This window comes from Sphingobacterium thalpophilum (assembly GCF_901482695.1).
Taxonomy (GTDB): domain Bacteria; phylum Bacteroidota; class Bacteroidia; order Sphingobacteriales; family Sphingobacteriaceae; genus Sphingobacterium; species Sphingobacterium thalpophilum.
On sequence record NZ_LR590484.1, the window covers coordinates 4,829,577 to 4,848,080 of the forward strand.

At 42.7% G+C, this 18,504-nt stretch carries 16 protein-coding genes; 8 read left to right on the forward strand and 8 right to left on the reverse strand.

The window, feature by feature from the left end; genetic code table 11:
* Nucleotides 1-105: 105 nt before the first annotated feature.
* From FGL37_RS20215 to FGL37_RS20230, 4 genes are all read left to right on the forward strand, one after another.
* Nucleotides 106-336, forward strand: coding sequence for a hypothetical protein (locus FGL37_RS20215; protein WP_138096984.1), 231 nt, complete (start codon nucleotides 106-108; stop codon nucleotides 334-336).
* A 178-nt stretch (nucleotides 337-514) separates the two neighbouring features.
* Nucleotides 515-1,462, forward strand: coding sequence for a polysaccharide deacetylase family protein (locus FGL37_RS20220; protein WP_051606756.1), 948 nt, complete (start codon nucleotides 515-517; stop codon nucleotides 1,460-1,462).
* Between the two features lie 570 nt (nucleotides 1,463-2,032).
* Nucleotides 2,033-5,248: a SusC/RagA family TonB-linked outer membrane protein gene (locus FGL37_RS20225; protein ID WP_081817842.1), complete on the forward strand. Its 3,216-nt coding sequence runs from the start codon at nucleotides 2,033-2,035 to the stop codon at nucleotides 5,246-5,248.
* 103 nt (nucleotides 5,249-5,351) lie between these two features.
* On the forward strand, nucleotides 5,352-7,223 hold the full coding sequence (locus FGL37_RS20230; RefSeq protein WP_028069604.1) for a RagB/SusD family nutrient uptake outer membrane protein: 1,872 nt from the start codon (nucleotides 5,352-5,354) through the stop codon (nucleotides 7,221-7,223).
* A gap of 118 nt (nucleotides 7,224-7,341) precedes the next feature.
* Here the strand turns inward: FGL37_RS20230 and FGL37_RS20235 are convergent, their stop codons facing one another.
* Nucleotides 7,342-8,553 carry an MFS transporter gene (locus FGL37_RS20235; protein ID WP_028069605.1) on the reverse strand — a complete coding sequence of 404 codons (1,212 nt, stop codon included), beginning with the start codon at nucleotides 8,551-8,553 and terminating at the stop codon, nucleotides 7,342-7,344.
* 99 nt (nucleotides 8,554-8,652) lie between these two features.
* On the reverse strand, nucleotides 8,653-9,312 hold the full coding sequence (locus FGL37_RS20240; RefSeq protein WP_028069606.1) for a FadR/GntR family transcriptional regulator: 660 nt from the start codon (nucleotides 9,310-9,312) through the stop codon (nucleotides 8,653-8,655).
* 235 nt (nucleotides 9,313-9,547) lie between these two features.
* Between FGL37_RS20240 and FGL37_RS20245 the strand changes: the two genes are divergently transcribed.
* Nucleotides 9,548-9,838, forward strand: coding sequence for a hypothetical protein (locus tag FGL37_RS20245; protein WP_028069607.1), 291 nt, complete (start codon nucleotides 9,548-9,550; stop codon nucleotides 9,836-9,838).
* 29 nt (nucleotides 9,839-9,867) lie between these two features.
* On the opposite strand, the gene FGL37_RS20250 is transcribed toward FGL37_RS20245, so the two are convergent.
* From FGL37_RS20250 to FGL37_RS20270, 5 genes are all read right to left on the reverse strand, one after another.
* Nucleotides 9,868-10,953, reverse strand: coding sequence for an Atu1372/SO_1960 family protein (locus tag FGL37_RS20250; protein WP_232048747.1), 1,086 nt, complete (start codon nucleotides 10,951-10,953; stop codon nucleotides 9,868-9,870).
* Between the two features lie 342 nt (nucleotides 10,954-11,295).
* Nucleotides 11,296-12,414, reverse strand: a complete 1,119-nt coding sequence (locus FGL37_RS20255) for a DNA alkylation repair protein (RefSeq protein ID WP_232048748.1) — start codon at nucleotides 12,412-12,414, stop codon at nucleotides 11,296-11,298.
* A 161-nt stretch (nucleotides 12,415-12,575) separates the two neighbouring features.
* On the reverse strand, nucleotides 12,576-13,262 hold the full coding sequence (locus FGL37_RS20260; protein WP_028069610.1) for a ClpP family protease: 687 nt from the start codon (nucleotides 13,260-13,262) through the stop codon (nucleotides 12,576-12,578).
* 10 nt (nucleotides 13,263-13,272) lie between these two features.
* Entirely contained in the window at nucleotides 13,273-13,545 is a 273-nt protein-coding gene (locus FGL37_RS20265; protein WP_028069611.1) for a hypothetical protein, read from the reverse strand.
* Nucleotides 13,526-14,059: an RNA polymerase sigma factor gene (locus tag FGL37_RS20270; protein ID WP_028069612.1), complete on the reverse strand. Its 534-nt coding sequence runs from the start codon at nucleotides 14,057-14,059 to the stop codon at nucleotides 13,526-13,528. The genes FGL37_RS20265 and FGL37_RS20270 overlap by 20 nt, the downstream gene beginning before the upstream one ends.
* Nucleotides 14,060-14,275: 216 nt before the next feature.
* On the opposite strand from FGL37_RS20270, the gene FGL37_RS20275 reads away from it, so the two are divergent.
* From FGL37_RS20275 to FGL37_RS20285, 3 genes are all read left to right on the forward strand, one after another.
* Nucleotides 14,276-14,827, forward strand: a complete 552-nt coding sequence (locus FGL37_RS20275; protein WP_028069613.1) for a TetR/AcrR family transcriptional regulator — start codon at nucleotides 14,276-14,278, stop codon at nucleotides 14,825-14,827.
* Nucleotides 14,828-14,829: 2 nt separating this feature from the next.
* On the forward strand, nucleotides 14,830-16,074 hold the full coding sequence (fabF, locus tag FGL37_RS20280) for a beta-ketoacyl-ACP synthase II (RefSeq protein WP_028069614.1): 1,245 nt from the start codon (nucleotides 14,830-14,832) through the stop codon (nucleotides 16,072-16,074).
* Nucleotides 16,075-16,317: 243 nt separating this feature from the next.
* Nucleotides 16,318-16,503: a hypothetical protein gene (locus FGL37_RS20285; protein ID WP_028069615.1), complete on the forward strand. Its 186-nt coding sequence runs from the start codon at nucleotides 16,318-16,320 to the stop codon at nucleotides 16,501-16,503.
* A 181-nt stretch (nucleotides 16,504-16,684) separates the two neighbouring features.
* Here the strand turns inward: FGL37_RS20285 and FGL37_RS20290 are convergent, their stop codons facing one another.
* Nucleotides 16,685-18,262 (reverse strand): Na+/H+ antiporter, encoded by a 1,578-nt coding sequence (locus tag FGL37_RS20290; protein WP_028069616.1) that lies wholly within the window; start codon nucleotides 18,260-18,262, stop codon nucleotides 16,685-16,687.
* Nucleotides 18,263-18,504 lie beyond the last annotated feature (242 nt).

Consider the following 18,504-nt stretch of genomic DNA (forward strand, 5'->3'; position numbering starts at 1 on the left):
TTGCTAGCTGTGAAAATACACAAAAGAAGCATATTTGGCGCAAAAAACTTTCTGTGTAAACCATTTTCCTTTAACACTAATAGCAGAGAAACTTGGTCTTTAGTTATGAAATTCCCACGTGGCAAAGTCCTGTTAGAGCAAGTCGATGCGACCTACATCGGGACTATTTTCGGCAATTGTTCGGCTTCACTTCAGACCTTTCTCGAAACCGTCTCGAATACTTACCGAAGCTGGCACGAAGCAGCAACAAAAAAACAGTTAACTCCCGAACTTCTTCTGCCTTTTATGCTACTGGCATCGAGTTTTCATCGGGAATTCATCGGGTGTAGTCGATGAATTCCCGATGCCATCCCGATGAAAACCCGATGAACGGCCGAAGTTGGTTGGAAGTTGGTTGGTACTTATATTGTAGCTATTTATCACTGAATTTGGGGATTTATAAAATTTTATACATTTTAAGCAGGTTTTTATAGTAATTTTGAGCATCGAAAGATCACATAGGATTAAAAAAGATATGAAGAGTAGAAGGTTGATGGCAGCATCGCTCGCATTTGCTGTAGTTTTGGGATCGGTTGGATGTAAGGATTTCTCCAGCAAAGTATTAGGTAGCGACAGGGAGATCAGCAATGACACATTAAATACAAAGCTGATTGACAAAGCGCGCGTTCCGGTTTTACTAAACAAGTGGGATTCGCTTCAGAAAAATCAGATCCATTTTACCGTGGATAGTCTGCGCCCTGTTTCTATAAAACAACAAAAACGTAGTCTGAAAGACTCATTGCGCCGCGCATTTGATGCACATCCCAAACACATTTATCTTACCTTTGATGACGGACCCTTGATCGGTAGTGCAGCAATCGATTCCATCGCAAAAGAAAAAAACGTCAAAGTGAGTGTCTTCCTAATCGGTAAACATGCCAATATGAGTAAAGGCCGAAAGCGTGATCTTGCAAAATATGAGTCTAACCCCCTGATTGCCTGCTATAATCACAGTTACACGCATGCCAATAATCAATATTCAAGATTTTATAATAATCCACAAAAAGCTTTCGCCGACTTTGAAAAAAATGAGAAGGACCTCAATCTAAAACACAAAATCGTGCGGCTGCCCGGAAGGAATATCTGGATGTATGGTGATGTGCGGAAGATTGATTTAAAGAATGGTGCGAGTACAGCGGACATCCTTCATAAAAATGGATACAGTATTTATGGCTGGGATGTGGAATGGCGGCTGAACAGCGTAACGGGCAATCCAATTCAAAGCCAAGAAGTGACTGTGAAGGAGATTCGCCACTTTATGAACAATAAAAGTTCGATGGTGCCAAATAACGTGGTCTTTCTGATGCATGATGATATGTTTCAGACGAAAAAAGGACAACAGCAGTTATCGTCTTTGATCGATATTTTAAAAAGCGAAGGCTATCAGTTTGAGTTTATGCAGGATTATCCGATAAAATATTAGATGTTGACATGTGAGCTAAACGCGTTGCCTTATCAGCAGTACATATAGCCCACCGCTTCACAACATTCATTAATAAAATAATTTATTATCTGCTCTAATTGTTTATTTTAACGAATGGCCCCATTCGCTAAAATAGCTGAGAAAAATTACTGTTTTGATTTGGTCTAAAATAAGTTTATAGGCAAAGGTTGGTCGCGACATCTCCTTTAGTATTATTTCGTTCTACTTTTCGTAAAAAAACACGCACAACTTCTCTCGAATGATCAACTTGTTCTTCTAATGGCAAAACGCCCAATCGGCCTGCATCGCTGTTTTTGACATATGCATTTTTTTTGCAATTGAAGATACAATCAAATAATTTGTTTAAATATATCGACCTGATATTTAGTTAATTGCATCCAATGTGCTTAATAGTGTAAAAATAACACTTGCAATGTATATTTATTTTTGTATTTTCAAAACACAAATAAAACAATTATAAACCGCCTACGGCAGGGGGCCTAAACCGTGAAACTTGCTAAGGCAAAAAATAACTAATAAACATACAATTTAAACCATTAAACAGTTTTTATGATTAATTGCCATTTTTTCTCGAATCAATGGAAGAATGCTTTTTGGACGGGGTCACTGTGCTCATTGGTCGCACTTAGCCCTAACATTGGCCATGCTGAAGCTTTTGCAGCTTACGGTATGTTCTTTCAGCAAGAAGTAAGCGTTACGGGTATCGTGCGCGATGAATCAGGTACACCGATTGCAGGTGTTACCGTATCTGTAAACGGTACAACTCTGGCTACCAAAACCGACAGTGAGGGACGTTATAAGCTGGAAAAAGTTCCTTCTGCTGGAACCCTCAATTTCAGGATGGTGGGTAAACAAGCTATGGATGAACCCGTGAATGGTCGCCGCACTATCGATGTTAGGTTATTGAGTTCTCAATCCAGTCTCGATGAGGTTATCGTGGTCGGCTATGGAAAGCAACGGAAAGAGACTGTTACTGGAGCTGTGGCGACGGTTAAAGGCAGTGATCTCGCCCAGTCGCCAGCCTTGAATGTTTCGAATGCGATGACAGGAAGAATTCCGGGCGTAATCGCGACCAACGGAAGTGCTGAACCTGGCAACGACGGGTCCACCATTAAAATCCGGGGAACGAATACCTTGGGGAATAGTAGTCCGCTAGTAGTCATTGATGGGGTACCTGCCCGTGAAGGCGGTATTGAACGGCTGAATCCACGTGATATCGAAAATATCTCTGTTCTTAAGGACGCTTCCGCCGCAATCTACGGCGCACGTGCGGCAAACGGCGTTATCCTCGTGACTACAAAACGCGGAAAAACAGGAAAACCTCAATTTTCGTATACGTTTAATCAGGGGTATTCGCAGCCAACCGTCATTCCTAAACTTACTGATGCAGTCCAGTTTGCCGAAATCCGTAATGAACTCGAAATATACAATCTGCCTGTTGATGAATGGTCTGCCGCGCTGACGGCGCTAAATAGCAGTGGCTCCTATACAAAAAAAGACGGAACAGTTCTTGGTGCCCCTTTTAAGCCAGAAGATGTACAGAAATACAGAGATGGTTCGGATCCTTGGGGTCATCCCAATACGGACTGGTATAAATCTACACTGAAGGACTGGTCGCCTCAACAACGTCACAATCTGCAGGTAAATGGTGGTACAGAAGATGTGAAGTATCTGTTGTCGCTGGGTTATCAAAACCAAGATGCGTATTATAAAAATTCAGCTACGGGCTATAAACAATATGACCTGCGGATTAACTTGGATGCCAATATCAGCCAGTATATCAAAACGCAGTTTGGTGTGCTCGGCAGACAGGAAAACCGTAATTTCCCAACCAAGAGCGCTGGTACGATTTTCAGGATGCTCATGCGCGGAAATCCCACCCAACCCGCCTTCTGGCCAAATGGCAAACCGGGACCTGATATTGAGAACGGCGAGAATCCGGTCGTCATTACAACCAACGCTACAGGTTACGACCGCGACAAACGTTATTATTTTCAAACCAATGGACAAGTCGACATCACCAATCCTTGGGTAGAAGGACTCAAACTGACGTTAAACGCATCGGTAGATAAATATGTGAAGAATCAGAAAACTTGGGTGACACCCTGGACATTGTATTCTTGGTCGGGGGGATATGAAGCCGACGGCAAGACGCCATTGCTCCAGCCAGGGCGTCGTGGTCCCGCTGACCCGAATTTGAATCAGAGCAATGAAGATCAGTTGAACATTCTTCTAGGAGGTATCTTAAGCTTTGAGCGTAAATTTGGTGATCATCAGGTAAATGCAATCGCTGGTGTCAATAGAGAAACCATAGACAATGATAAATTTAGTGCATACCGGCGTTACTTTTTGTCAAACGCTATCGATTATTTATTCGCAGGCGGTGAGCAGGAGAAAAATAACGACGGAACCGCTTGGAAAAGAGCTAGATTGAACTATTTCGGCCGTTTCGGTTACAATTATAAAAGCAAGTACATCGCTGAATTTTTATGGCGTTATGATGGCTCTTATATGTTCCCTGAAAGCGAGCGATTTGGGTTTTTCCCAGGAGCAATGGCAGGGTGGGTAGTTTCTGAGGAGAGCTTTTGGAAAGAGAATATTTCGGCCATCAATTACTTTAAGATCCGGGCCTCCTATGGACAGATGGGGAATGATAACATCTATTGGGAGGATAAATTACAAGAGTACCAGTACTTCTCCACTTATTCATTTGGAACTTATATCGTAGACGACAAGTTAGCCAAAACACTGTTTGAAAGCCGGGTGCCAAATGAGATGGTCACTTGGGAGGTAGCTAACAACTATAATTTAGGTTTTGATTTTCAATTTTTCCAAGGAAAGCTGAATTTTGAATTTGATATTTTTAAAAACCGTCGGAATTCGATTTTGTGGCGGAAAAATGCTTCTGTACCCCAGAGTACAGGGATGACGCTTCCTGCGGAAAATATTGGCAAGGTCGATAACAAAGGATGGGAATTTAATCTCGGGTATAAAGGTAAAGTGGGCGAATTCGGATATTCTGTTGGAGTGAATGGAGGTTATGCTAAAAATAAGATTATCTTCTGGGATGAGGCACCGGGCGCTCCGGAGTGGCAGCGAAGCACAGGTAAGCCGATCAAAACGGATATTTATTATATCTACGATGGGGTATTCCGAGATATGGACGATATTGCAGCAAATAAACTTGATTACAGCGCGATCACCAAAACGCTGCGTCCTGGTGATATGAAATATAGAGATTATAATGGGGATGGTAAAATAACGCCGGACGACAAAGTTAGACGAGACAAAAATAGCGATCCGACATTTCAAGGCGGATTCAATTTTAGTCTGACCTATAAAGACTTTGATTTATCCGTGCTCTTCCAAGGTGCAACTGGTGGGGAAATCCGCGTGGGCACAGATGAATCGGGCGCAATCGGCAATTTTTTGGAGGAATTTTATGATAAGCGCTGGAGCATTACCAATCCAAGTAGCGTTCACCCACGCTTGACTGACCGCAGTAACCAATATTATTCGTATAACAACACATATTGGATGCGCAGTACAGATTACTTACGTCTGAAGAACGTAGAGCTCGGTTATAATCTGCCTTCGACGATCTGCGATAAGATCGGCATAGGCTCATTGCGTGTCTATGCCAATGGTATGAATCTCATCACCTGGAGCAAGATAAAAATGTACGATCCCGAAGCAGTTAATGCGCTAGGGCAATACTATCCGCAGGCGAGATTAATTAATGCCGGAGTCTTGTTGTCGTTTTAATTAGTATTCACCTGGCGATCCTACCGATCCGAATACGCGCACACAAAGCCATAACGTGTCGTATTTCTTGGTATGGAGTAGCATTGTTACAAAAAAAAACAAAATGAAAAAAATTGTAAATACTTCACTAATTATACTCGCATTGTCGTCAGGCCTGCAGTCCTGTAACGATGATTTTGTTAGCACTAAGCCACTGAGCGAGGTTCCCCAGGAACTGGTTTGGTCGGATGCAGGTTTATCTGAGGCCTTCGTCGTTGAAATATATAATGGTTTTGGTGTTGGTGGTTTCTACGAGCAACAGATGGCTTCAATGACCGATGAAGCGCTCTTCACGCACCCGAACCGCGGTATAAACACTGTTACAGAGTCTCGGTCCAACCCGGCCGATCAGGGGTATGTTATGGATACCTACGAATATGGACGCATGTATGTACGTATTCGTGCCACCAATATTGCCATCTCCAATTTAAAAGAGGCGAGATTTGATCAGACAAGGGCCAATAAGCTTCTGGGAGAGGCATATTTTCTACGAGGATATTACTATCAGCAGCTTTTGCGCTTTTATGGAGGTATTCCAGTCGATAACAAGGTCTATACACTTAACGACAAAGACTTTATGGTGCCACGGAATAGTTACGAACAATGCGTGAATGCGATAGTCAATGACCTTGACAGTGCTGCTTTACTCCTCAAAGGTGTCCAAGTGCCCAAGGGCCGTGCGGGAGAAACCGCTGCATTGGCGCTGAAAGCGCGCGTGCTTCTCTATGCGGCCAGTGATCTACATGACGCAAACAAAGCCGGTGCAAAGTCCGCGCTGCTGAAAGGCTACGAAAAACCTGAATATCTCATGTATACCAGCGGCAGCCAGATGACGCGTTGGACCAAGGCAAAAGAAGCAGCCAGAGCGATATTGGATCATGCAGAATTTGCTTACAAACTGGACTTGACTAGTCCTGCAACGGCAAATGAGGGTACTGCAAACTATATGGCTCTGTCTCTGGGAGGCGGAAGCAAAATGGCAGACGCGGCTGCCGCCAAAGACATTATTCTAGGTAGATTTTTTGTTGACGAAAAAGATGAACGTGGGGGATGGGTAGGAAGAGATAATGGGCCTAACGGATACCACAATTGGGCCGGAAATACGCCAATCCAACTGTTGGTGGATGACTATGAAATGCTTAGCGGGCAGAAATTTGACTGGGCAAATCCGATCATGGCGGCCAATCCGTACCAAAATCGTGACCCCAGACTCAAAGCCACGATTTTATATGATGGTGCGGAGTGGAAGCCCCGTACAGCGGATGTAGCGCAGCGGGATCCCAACAATCAAATACAGACAGGACAATACGAGATTATCAATGGCGAGGGGCAGAAGACGATTCATTTTGGATTAGATACCCGTAAAAGTCCAATTGAAGATTGGAATGGTTCTAGAACCGGCTATTATATGCGGAAGTTTATCGATCCCGATCCAGCGCAAGAAGATCAGAACACAAGGCAACGTATTCCTTGGCCTATGTTGCGTTACACAGAGGCTGTATTGAACTACGTGGAAGCATGCATCGAGCTCGGTGAGGAGGAGGAAGCGAGAACCTGGCTAAACAAAATTCGCTTCAGGGCAGGTATGCCAGCGATTACTGAGACAGGACAAGCCCTCAAAAACCGGTATAGAAATGAGCGTCGGATCGAGCTTGCCTATGAAGAACATCGCTTTTTTGATGCAAGACGATGGATGATTGCCGAGGAGACACTTGGTCGCAAAGCAAACATCATCAATATTACGGGTACATTAAAAGACAATAAGAAAGTCACTTTATATAAATACGATCCTAACAGCTATAGTTATAAATACGTTGTATCAAACATTGATCCGGGGATCGAAAATCGGGCTTGGAACGACAAGATGTATTTTACGTCATTACATCGTGACGAAATCAACCGGAATACGAAGTTAATCCAAAACCCCGGATATTAGCGAAAGCACTTATCGACTAACGAGGCAGGATTGAAAATTTGAAAAGAAGCGTGTTGGAAAGCTACGGAAGTACCGATGTAGAGGGCCGCTCAAGGAGATTGGGCGGCCCCTCTTTTGTTTACAGAATGTTTTTCTTCACATTCGGAAGCAGTCCCGTGACAATGCCGATCAAGGGTAGGTAGGCACAGATGTTGAATACGTGTTCTATGGATGTGCGGTCTGCCAGCCAGCCTAATACAGCCGAGCCGATGCCTCCCATACCAAATGCCAGACCAAAAAAGAGGCCAGCAATCATTCCTACTTTTCCTGGAATGAGTTCGGTGGCATATACTAAAATAGCTGAAAAAGCTGACGAGATGATCAGTCCAATTAAAATAGCTAGCAGAATTGTCAATTCCAACCCTACATGCGGTAATAAGAGCGTAAAGGGCGCAGCTCCGAGGATAGAGATCCAGATAATGAGTTTACGTCCATAGCGATCTCCCAATGGCCCTCCCATGATGGTCCCTGCAGCCACCGATGCAAGAAATATAAATAGGTAAACTTGTGACTCCTGTACCGATACATGGAATTTATTGATCAAATAGAAAGTGAAATAACTCGTCATTGAAGCCATGTAGAAATACTTCGAGAAAATCAAAACCAGGAGAACGACTAACGCAAACATTACTTTGGTCTTTGAAAGGCTTGGTTTGCGTGCATCCGAAACAGCGAGGTTATCTTTGGGTTGCAGATGTATTTGATACCAGCTACCTACATACATTAAGATCAGAACTGCGATAATTGCCAGCACGCCAAATACCCCTATATACTGTTGACCAAAAGGAATCACAATCAGTGCGACTAATAAAGGACCTATAGCACCACCGGCATTGCCACCAACCTGGAAAATTGATTGCGCAAGACCTTTTTTTCCCCCCGAAGCTAAATGAGCTACCCGTGATGCTTCCGGATGGAAAATAGAAGAGCCCATGCCAATAAGGCTCACTGACAATAAGATGTAAAAGAAATTAGATGCAAAGGAAATACAGATTAATCCAGCCAGGGAGAATAACATGCCTATCGCCAGTGATCGGGGGGTCGGTTTTTTATCCGTATATAAGCCGACAAAAGGCTGTAAAATAGATGCTGTTAACTGAAAAACTAAAGTAATAATACCGATCTGCGTAAAATTGAGCGCATAGTTCGACTTCAATAATGGGTATACCGCCGGTATTACCGATTGTATCAAGTCGTTAAGCAGATGCGAAATGCTAATCGCAAATAGAATTGGGTAGACTGTTTCGGAACTGTTCCAAGCGCTACCGGAAGTTAAAGATTGTGTTTTCATAATTAATACATCAGGTCATCTGATGTTTGTTGTGCTGATATGTTTAACGTCTATTTTCTTTACTATAATAATAATGGATTATACTTTGGTCGCGAAATTTTATTTGTGCAAGATGATTCGATCAGCGATCTGTTTGGCCCTCTCTACATCTTTATCCTTGATTGCTTCCATCAATTCTTCGTGCTGTTTCTGCGATTGTGACAGCGCCGTAGTGTCTTTATAGATCTCCATAAAGAATTTATTTACGTGCAGCGACAACGTCGTATATAGCTCTGCTAAAATGTTGTTAGCACAAGATGCTGCGATTGCAGTATGAAAAGCGATATCGGCATCCACACAGGCGCTCAAATTACCAGATTTAGCATATTCCGCTCGATCTTTGAGTGCACGTTCCATAGCTTTTAGATCCCTCTGACTGCGATTTATGCTGGCCTTTTCAATAATTTTAAGTTCAAGTATATGCCGAACTTCAAAAATTTCATTGAAATTACCTTTTTCAATTTTTGCATCGAGAACACGATTGTCTCTAACACTCTTGACAAAAGTACCCAATCCCTGCTGTACATGTAAATATCCCGACTGACTTAAATACTTGACAGCTTCACGTATCGTTGATCTCCCAACGGCGAATTGTTTCATCAATTCGGGTTCAGTAGGTAACTTGCTGTCTATTGGAAATTCCCCCGATTTAATTTTTTCTTCAATTGCAGTCGCTACCTCCTCCGCCAGGGAGCGTCGAATAATCGCTTCATTTCTCATGAGATCATATCATCTGATGAATGCAAAGTTAAAATAAATTTGTTATTTTCAATAGCGTTTTTAAATTTCTTTCCTGCCAGCGCCCTTCGCATATTTCTCGATGAAAGCAAGTGAAGGAATGCCAATAGAAACCAGTCATATTTTCCGAAGATTAAGAAATAAAAAAGAAATATGTTGTAAACCTGAGGATTAATTTATTACTTTGAATATCAAAGTACTTTTAATATTTAAAGTTATGAAAATATCGAAACAAAGGTTAGTTATCATGTTGGGGGGTATTGCCCTTCTATTATGCATACCGCTAATCGCTATGCAGTTTACTGAAGAGGTGAAATGGACAGGCTGGGATTTTGTGGTCATGGGTGCTTTACTCACGCTCACGGCACTATTATGGGAGCTTGTATGGAGAGGAGTGAGGACTTTCGGATATCGAGTCCTGCTTTGCAGCTTTATCGTCGTCGGATTTTTATTGATATGGGCTGAATTGGCAGTTGGTATATTCGGGACCCCTATAGCGGGGTCCTGATGTACCATTATCAGCTTGTATCGCGCGGGTTACTCAACTTCGAAAATCGCCTGTATTTCAACGGGAGAGTTTCCGGGGACCGAGGATGCACCGAGAGTTGCCCGTGCATGCTTGCCTTTATCGCCAAAGATTGTAACAGTAAGATCAGATGCTGCATTCATCAACTTAGCATGGTCCTTAAAATCCTGAGGAGCGTTGAAAATTCCTGTTAATTGCACACATTTTTTGACTCTGTTCAGATCTCCATCAACCGCGTCTTTCAATACACTCAGTACATTAAGCATCGTGACCTCCGTTGCTTCCATTACCTGTGCTTCGGTGACATCCACACCAACTTTTCCGGGAAAAATAATGCTACCATTTTTCAACGCATATTGGTTAATATAGACAAGGTTTCCGCTACGTACATAAGGTTGATAATTACCTGCAGGAGCAGGCACTTCCGGCAATACGATCTGTTTATCTTTGAGCACCTCGTTGATATCAATACCTTTGGTTATAGTAACTCCTTTAGACCTTTGACCGAAGGTGCCTTGTAGCGCTGAGGAAATTTTGGCAAAATACTTGCCCTGTTCCTGCGCCAGATAGCGTTCTCCGTCCGAAGGTCGCGGAACCTGCTTCAACGAACCTAGACTAGTTGTACCTAATACCGTATTTCCCTGTGGTATGCTCTTATCAATGTGTTCATATCCCCGTATCCCGTTCGAAACGAGCACCATACCGTGCACCGCCAAAGCGTTCCAAAAAGATTGTAAAGCGAGCTCTCTTCCTGCACCACTTCCGGAAGACATAAATACCATTGCCGGCATGCCTTCCAAGGCATGCTCTGTCCATAGAGAAGTCGTCTGCGCTAGAAATTCACTCATGGCAGTGCTGATATTGCCAAAATAAACAGGTGAGCCGAAAGCGATGCCGTCATAGAAAGGCAGCTCTTCAACACGGGCCAAAGGGACATCTTTTAGAGCGGGATGGTCAGACTGTTTCACCTTTTTAATAATCGCAGTTGCCCGACCTTCGACTTCTATACCTCGGGCTACTTCATTCGCCATTTTGTAGGTGCCCCCTTGGTCGGAGTGTATGAGTACAAGGATTTTAGTTCGTTTCTCTTGTGCCATTGTAGGATTCATTAAAATCATTATCCATAAAAAAAGAATAGCTCTTACTATTTTGTTCATATGCCATTTATATTGGAGAATAGTACAAAGGTATGCGATGCGTTTTTATTGAAATTGCCAATAAGTATATGTATAGCGACAAGTAATCAGCACGCTAAGCACTCGTCTTTATTCATCATAAGGACATATTAGAAAATAGAAGTATTCAATCCTCCCGAGTCTACCGACAATGATGGAGGACAGCTTTATGTATAAACAAAGGTTGATGGACTTTGTTTCTGATAAGATCTCACTATTCGGCCTCGGCCAAGAACTTTTCGAGGGCGCAGTGTCAAGACCCAACTACGGTACCAGTTCGAAATCTATTTCACCCATTTCTCGTCCATTTACAATAATCGAAAGCTTGTGTTTACCAAGATGAAATTTTCGTGTTGTTATCTGTTTAAACGATTGTCGGCGTAGGATAGAATTTATTTCCGCAGCTGCATATGTCCGTTCACTTATTTTAAAAACTTTTTTGGATAATTGCGCATTTAATTTTTTGTAATAGACAGCGTATTCCAAACGTAACAGCCTCGACTGACCGCTTTTATTTTCGATCCGAAAAGAAAAGACTACGTGCTCGCCAATTTTGACGATTGGCGTTTGAATAGTCAGTTGCGACACTGTAAAATCGGAGCTTTTCAATCCGTAAAAATGCAATATTTCCGGATTACCTTGTTTGAGTAAGGTACGGCAGCCATGTTTAATGATCCCGTTAGTATGTATACTGTAATCCTTCCAACGCCGTGCAATCCCCAGCACGAAATCCGGATGATCTTTGGAAATATCATTGAGATTATTGGCTACGCTTCTTCTGACAGTTTCGGCGAGATCGTCCTTCAAATTTTCGAGAATTGGCAGGAGAGGGGTGGGATCCTTCTTAAGAAACGGAATTGCCATTGCCCAGGGGAGCCGGGGTCTGGAGCCCTCGCTGGCGAGCCGTCGCAGCTGTGGATGCGTGTCCCGCGACCACTTTTCCATTTCAGCAATCATGCGGGAATGATATCTAATGATAAAGGGACGGACAGCAAACTCGCAGCTTATAAATTTTGTTATAACTTCAAATGAGCGTATTGCGGTATCAAAATCATTTAAACCATAGCTCTCAATATAGTCAGGAAAAATAGCGTACTCCAGACCGCCGGAGACCCCGTGATCAATCAGATGCTGTATTACCTGGCAGATCAGCGAGGCCGCTGTCGGGAAATGACCCGGCAAAGACTCATGTAATACCGAAGTACTATGCTTCATTCTTTGTTTCCATTCCATGTTAGTGAAATCGGCATCGAAAATACGCTTGATAAATAGTTGTTTATTAAAACTTGAATCGACGCGCTGAAATTCATCAGCAATAGTTTGATAAAAGGAAACTGAGTAGATGTCTTTGATGAGTGCCATTACTGAAAAGGATAAGTTCATTGTCTGTTGAGGACAAAGCTACTAGGTGATATTGACAACTGATTGTCAATAGTCGGTGTTTACTTTAGAAGTCAGCCAGTCTTTAGACGAATGAATGACCGTTCCTGTTGTCAAAAGCGGAATATAGCATCAAAAGGACTGATCTTTCGTTTAACTGCAAGCTATGATGTCAGTACTTCGTCAATAATACCAAATTCTCTTGCCTCCGAAGCCACCATCCAATGGTCTCTGTCACTTACATCATGTACTTTCTGATAACTCTGACCACTATGCTCGGCAATGATGTCGTACAGTTCTTTTTTGATCTTCAATACTTGTTTGGCTGTAATCTCAATGTCCGAGGCCTGTCCCTGCACACCACCAAGTGGCTGGTGTAGCATGACACGAGCGTGAGCGAGCGCGCTCCGTTTACCTGGAGCTCCACCGCAAAGTAAAATCGCTCCAAAAGATAAAGCCATGCCCGTACAAATCGTTGCTACGTCAGGACTTATTAATTGCATGGTATCGTATATACCTAGCCCGGCATACACTTCACCGCCGGGCGAATTGATATACATATGAATATCCTTTTTGGGATCAACGGACTGCAGAAATAATAACTGCGCCTGCACGATATTCGCTATATTAGCTTCGACGGGTGCACCGATAAAGATAATCCTGTCCATCATCAGCCTCGAAAAGACATCCATCTGCGAAACACGCATTTCGCGTTCTTCAGTAATGTACGGAGTCATTGCCAAGGGGATAGACGAGCGTTCGATCCCCCCGATGTAGTGATCAACCCGATTTGTTGGGACATAGCAATGCCCTACCGCAAATTTGCGGAACTCATTTTTGTCAATATTCATGATTTGTGATTTAAGTTGTCTTAAAGAAACGTTTTATTTTTTGCTTAAATGGGATGTGCTCAGGCTGTGTGAATAGTGTTTGGTGCACGGCTTCGATTTCCTTTCTCAGTTCTTTACGTCCAAATTGCCATACCATCTCATACACCTTCTGTTGGGCAGCTATTCTCCCAGTCATTTCGTCGTCTAGCAGTATATGCGCTTCAAATAGTAAAGCGTCAGCAGGAACCTGTGTACCCATCAGATGTGCCTCTATCTGTCGTATCTCATTCCAAGAAGTCTTCATACAGCAATGCTTTTTCTTTAACAGTTTCACGTATTTTTTCCAGGCATTTATACTTTTGTACCGTCGCGCTTCTTATTCCTGAAAAACCAAAATCGTCGGCGATCTCCTGAAGTGACATTTGGTCATAGTAAAAGCTCTTAAGCAAGCTCATACATTTACGACCTGCTGTCTCCAGGAAGCGGAAAAGACGCTTGTTGCAAGGTAAACTTTCGTCGGGTAAAACCACATCCATCTGATCCAATGGTAGTTTCTGCCTGCCTTGATGATAACGCTTCAGCCAGATATTTCTTGCCGTGCCAAATAGGTAAGCAATGTCATTGTCCAGTACGAGGGAAGATAAAACAACTTTTTCATAATACGCTATCAAAGCGTCTTGAAATACGTCCTTGGCTTCATCAAAGCTGCCACCCATGCTGCTGATATATCTGGCTACTGCCGGAAAGCCTTTTTGATACAGTTCCATAAAGAGCGCCCGGCGTCCTGAGGCTACATTTGAATTACTAATAGTCTGCATATGATTCTCTTTTATAACAATGTACTTAATTTCGACAAAGTATCACCCTGTTTCAAAAAAAAAATAAGGCGATGAATAACGAAAGGCTGTCTTTAATACCTTCAAGCGCTGAGACAAGTAATTCTATATGATTCGCGGACAAAAGACATATAGTAAAAAGTAAAAATTATTTATTATTTTCACCTACTTACTAGTAGGTATATGTATATTTGCACTATGAATACACGTGAAAAAATAATTTTAATAGGTGATGATCTGATTCGTAAAAAAGGATACAATGCCTTTAGTTTCAGTGATATTTCCAAAGAGCTAGGTGTAAAGAACGCCTCAATACACTATCATTTCCCGACCAAGACAACATTGGTAATTGCTATCATTCAAAAGCACATGGCATTACTGGAAAAGTTTAAGCGGCGTGTGGAGGATCAGGACTCCGTACAAAAAATGATTCTATTTCTTTGTGTTTATACGATATCCAAATCTGGCGGGCGTATCAGTATCTTGGGTGCGTTATCTAATGATTACTACTCGTTTGAGCCCGAAGTCCAAACAGAGCTTAAAATATTAACAGACAATACGCTCAATTGGCTTACAGATACACTCAAAGAGGGTAAAAAAGAAGGATTGTTTCGATATAGTACCGATGATCGAACCAAAGCGTTGATGATTATTACCAATATCCTTGGAGCAGAGCATTTATCAAGGATCACATATCATCACAATTTTCAGGAAATTAAATATATTATTATTGACGATTTAACTTCATAAATATGAGACGTGTAGTTGTAACAGGTATCGGAGCCTTGACACCGATAGGAAATAATACAGATGAATTTTGGAACGCATTAACCAAAGGGAAAAGTGGCGGAGCCCCGATTACAAGATTTGATGCTTCGAAGTTTAAAACCAAGTTTGCTTGTGAGGTTAAGGGGTTTAATCCCTTAGATTTTATGGAAAAATCCGAGATCCGCAGATTTGATTTATATACGCAGTATGCATTGGCCACCGTAGCAGAGGCCATCAAGAACGGTAATATAGATTTCGATAAAATGGACAGAAACCGTATAGGCGTAATTTGGGGCTCCGGTAACGGTGGGATTGAGACTTTTCAACAGCAGGTTACCGAGTATGCGCTAGGCGACGGAACGCCTAGGTTTAACCCTTTCTTTATTCCGAAAATGATCGTGGATATTGCTTCAGGGGTAATTTCTATTAAATATGGACTACGGGGTGTAAACTTTACCACTGTTTCTGCCTGTGCAACATCCAATACGGCAATTATCGATGCATACAATTATATCAAGTGGGGAAAAGCCGACATGATTATCACCGGTGGCTCTGAGGCCGCTATCACTGAGAGCTCAGTTGGGGGCTTTAATGCATCAAAGGCGTTATCTACCAACAATGATCATCCACAAACTGCATCAAGACCTTTCGACCTAAGCCGCGACGGTTTCGTCATCGGCGAAGGTGCCGGCGCAGTGATTTTGGAGGATCTGACAAGTGCAAAACAACGAGGAGCAACAATATATGCCGAAATCGTCGGTGGTGGTATGGCAGCAGATGCCTATCATCTTACTGGTACACATCCTGAAGGTGAAGGAGCCTATCTTGGGATGCTCGCGGCTCTTGAAGATGCCAACATTGGGCCTGAAGTAATCGACTATCTGAATGTGCACGCAACCTCTACGCCTCCGGGCGACTTAAGTGAGCTGAAAGCCATTGAACGAGTATTTGGACAGGCCAGCGATCTTAGTATTAGCGCTACCAAATCGATGACCGGCCATCTATTGGGCGCAGCAGGGGCTGTTGAAGCAATAGCTTGCATCAAAGCAGTTAACGAAGACATCGTTCCACCAACCATAAACACCCAAATACTTGAGCCGCAATATAAAGATATGTTTGATTTTACTTTGGCGAAAAGTCGAAAGAAGAAAGTCAATTACGCGATGAACAATACCTTTGGTTTTGGTGGGCATATTGCCACTAGTATTTTTAAAAAATATTCTGAATAAGAGCCGATAGTATTCTGTCAAACCATGTTGCTGATAACTGCTCTAACTTCTTCCGAATCCGACAGTTTCAATGGAGCACTGGCTGGTAGGATCGAAGTACACAACACAAATTCTGTATGTTAAGTCTTCTTCATAAGTTAATCTTGATGACAGACAGCTGCAAAGCAGTTTTGACTGGAAAAATAAAGTCAAACTTTTGCCTTTCAGGATTTGTTACATCAACATAAGGAAAACAATAAAGATATGAACTTAAAACGCACCTTTGGAGCCATTCTTACCATTCTAGGTATTGTTGGCTTAGTCTACACAGGATATCACTTGATAAACCAAAGCGCTGGCTACACGACATTGGGGGTTGTGGGCGTTTTGGGGTTGATATTCTTTTTCGCAGGAATCGGCTTGGTCAAGAATACAAAAGATGAATCCTGATGTATCATGGCTTCGTCTGGTCTAATAAAAGGAAATCAATACGTGGAAAATAAATGCGAACAAGTAGCCTATTAGCATAGGCATAGGATGGTATATAGTTTGAGGTTGCTAATAGTGAACATGAAGGAGAAATTGCAACTGGTGAAATACATGAAAAGTTGAGGAGAGCCTGCTGCCCTTCTCAACTTTTCATGTTCAATCGTTCCTCTTGAAGGTCGAGTAGGCGGAGATGTTTCCGAATAATCTCTTCGTCCAACAGCAGTTCTTCACGGTTTTTGTTGATAAGCCAGATCCGTTGTGCTTCAAGGATATCAATATAGATTTTCCGGTATTCAGCATAATTAAGGATAATTTCGGAACTCCTCAACTGATTTTCGTATTTTTGCAGCTGATCTTTCAGGGTCGGGAAGCTCTCGATTTTATCTGCATAATCGCGTTGAATTTTATCGACCGCTACCTGAGCGAGCATGTGCTGAATTTCGTAATCAATTTCCTTTTCGCTCCGTACCAAATCGCGGTCTATCAATCGGAACTTCCGGAGTAAAAAAGGTAGAGTAAGGCCTTGAACCAGCAATGTCAAAAGGATAACGGAAAACGTTATAAAAAGGATAAGGTTGCGCTGGGGGAAGGGGGTGCCATCGTCAAGGGTTAAAGGAATCGAAAGTGCAGCGGCCAGAGAAACGACACCCCTCATACCGGTCCATCCTATGATCAGAGGCGTCTGCCAGCCTGGGGTTTCGGGATCTGCAACCGTGATGAAATTTCTCATGATCAATGTGGTGATTACTGCCGCATATCCCGCAAAAATCCGAACCAGTATTAGCACAGCAGTTACCGCCAGTCCATAGCCCATTGCGGTGTAGATATCGGTATCGCCAAGACCAGATACTATTTCAGGTAAATCCAAACCGATGAGCATAAAAACCACTCCGTTCAGGAAAAAACAAAAGGTTTCCCAGACAGTGACCGTACGGATCCTCGATCCGCTGCTCAAAAAGTCATGACTACGATAAGAGAGAAACAGCCCCCCACTTACTACTGCAAGAACTCCGGATGCATGCAGTTGTTCGGCCCCAAGATACATCGAAAATGGAGCGATAAACGTCAGTAAGATATCTGTATTGGGATCAGTGGGCAACAGTTTGTGCATTTTCAAAAAGATATATCCGATCACCAGCCCAATTCCGACACCACCAATACACATCCACACAAAACTTGTAGCGGCCTGATACCAGACAAATTGACCTGTAGCTGCTGCAATCATCGCAAAGCGGAAAATAATTAAGGATGAGGCATCGTTTAGCAGACTTTCACCCTCTAAGATGGAGGCGAGTCGTTTGGGTACTTTGACAAATTTTAATATAGCGCCAGCACTTACCGCATCCGGTGGAGAAACAATTCCACCCAATAGGAAGCCCAAGGCCAACGAAAACCCCGGAATAAAATAGTTGGCGAAAATAGCAACCGATAACGCCGTAAAGAACACCACAACGAAAGCAAAACTGAATATAATCCTCCGCCATCGCCAGAGCTCTTTCCAGGAAGTTGACCAGGCGGCCTCATACAGTAGTGGAGGTAAAAAAATGATAAAAATTAACTCGGGTTCTATTTTTATCACCGGCACGCCCGGGATAAAACTGATCATTAGCCCCGCCAGCACGAGCAAGACAGGATACGCAACCTGGACGCGCTTGGCTAGCATGATGAGCATGGTGATGAGCAGAACTATAAAAAGATAAAATTCAAAATGTTCTAACATCGGTAATTTTTAGATATATAAATATATATTAAATTCCGAATAACACGGATAACCGACGTAAATTTTAATGAGCTCAGGGATAATGGAATAGATCTGCACGAAAGTAATGAACATTTGCTGCTTGCATCGATTTTGCATTCCGAGCGTTAGCCAGCAAACCTTCATCATTAGCAGCTGTTCTATTGTACAAACAATTACCATCTAAGAGCGAGACAGTGGTGAGTCAAATTATTTCACGAATC

Coding starts and splice junctions, on each gene's coding strand:
- FGL37_RS20215 (WP_138096984.1), top strand. CDS start 106: ATGAAATTCCCACGTGGCAAAGTCCTGTTAGAGCAAGTCGATGCGACC.
- FGL37_RS20220 (WP_051606756.1), top strand. CDS start 515: ATGAAGAGTAGAAGGTTGATGGCAGCATCGCTCGCATTTGCTGTAGTT.
- FGL37_RS20225 (WP_081817842.1), top strand. CDS start 2,033: ATGATTAATTGCCATTTTTTCTCGAATCAATGGAAGAATGCTTTTTGG.
- FGL37_RS20230 (WP_028069604.1), top strand. CDS start 5,352: ATGAAAAAAATTGTAAATACTTCACTAATTATACTCGCATTGTCGTCA.
- FGL37_RS20235 (WP_028069605.1), bottom strand. CDS start 8,553: ATGAAAACACAATCTTTAACTTCCGGTAGCGCTTGGAACAGTTCCGAA.
- FGL37_RS20240 (WP_028069606.1), bottom strand. CDS start 9,312: ATGAGAAATGAAGCGATTATTCGACGCTCCCTGGCGGAGGAGGTAGCG.
- FGL37_RS20245 (WP_028069607.1), top strand. CDS start 9,548: ATGAAAATATCGAAACAAAGGTTAGTTATCATGTTGGGGGGTATTGCC.
- FGL37_RS20250 (WP_232048747.1), bottom strand. CDS start 10,953: ATGGCACAAGAGAAACGAACTAAAATCCTTGTACTCATACACTCCGAC.
- FGL37_RS20255 (WP_232048748.1), bottom strand. CDS start 12,414: ATGAACTTATCCTTTTCAGTAATGGCACTCATCAAAGACATCTACTCA.
- FGL37_RS20260 (WP_028069610.1), bottom strand. CDS start 13,262: ATGAATATTGACAAAAATGAGTTCCGCAAATTTGCGGTAGGGCATTGC.
- FGL37_RS20265 (WP_028069611.1), bottom strand. CDS start 13,545: ATGAAGACTTCTTGGAATGAGATACGACAGATAGAGGCACATCTGATG.
- FGL37_RS20270 (WP_028069612.1), bottom strand. CDS start 14,059: ATGCAGACTATTAGTAATTCAAATGTAGCCTCAGGACGCCGGGCGCTC.
- FGL37_RS20275 (WP_028069613.1), top strand. CDS start 14,276: ATGAATACACGTGAAAAAATAATTTTAATAGGTGATGATCTGATTCGT.
- fabF (WP_028069614.1), top strand. CDS start 14,830: ATGAGACGTGTAGTTGTAACAGGTATCGGAGCCTTGACACCGATAGGA.
- FGL37_RS20285 (WP_028069615.1), top strand. CDS start 16,318: ATGAACTTAAAACGCACCTTTGGAGCCATTCTTACCATTCTAGGTATT.
- FGL37_RS20290 (WP_028069616.1), bottom strand. CDS start 18,262: ATGTTAGAACATTTTGAATTTTATCTTTTTATAGTTCTGCTCATCACC.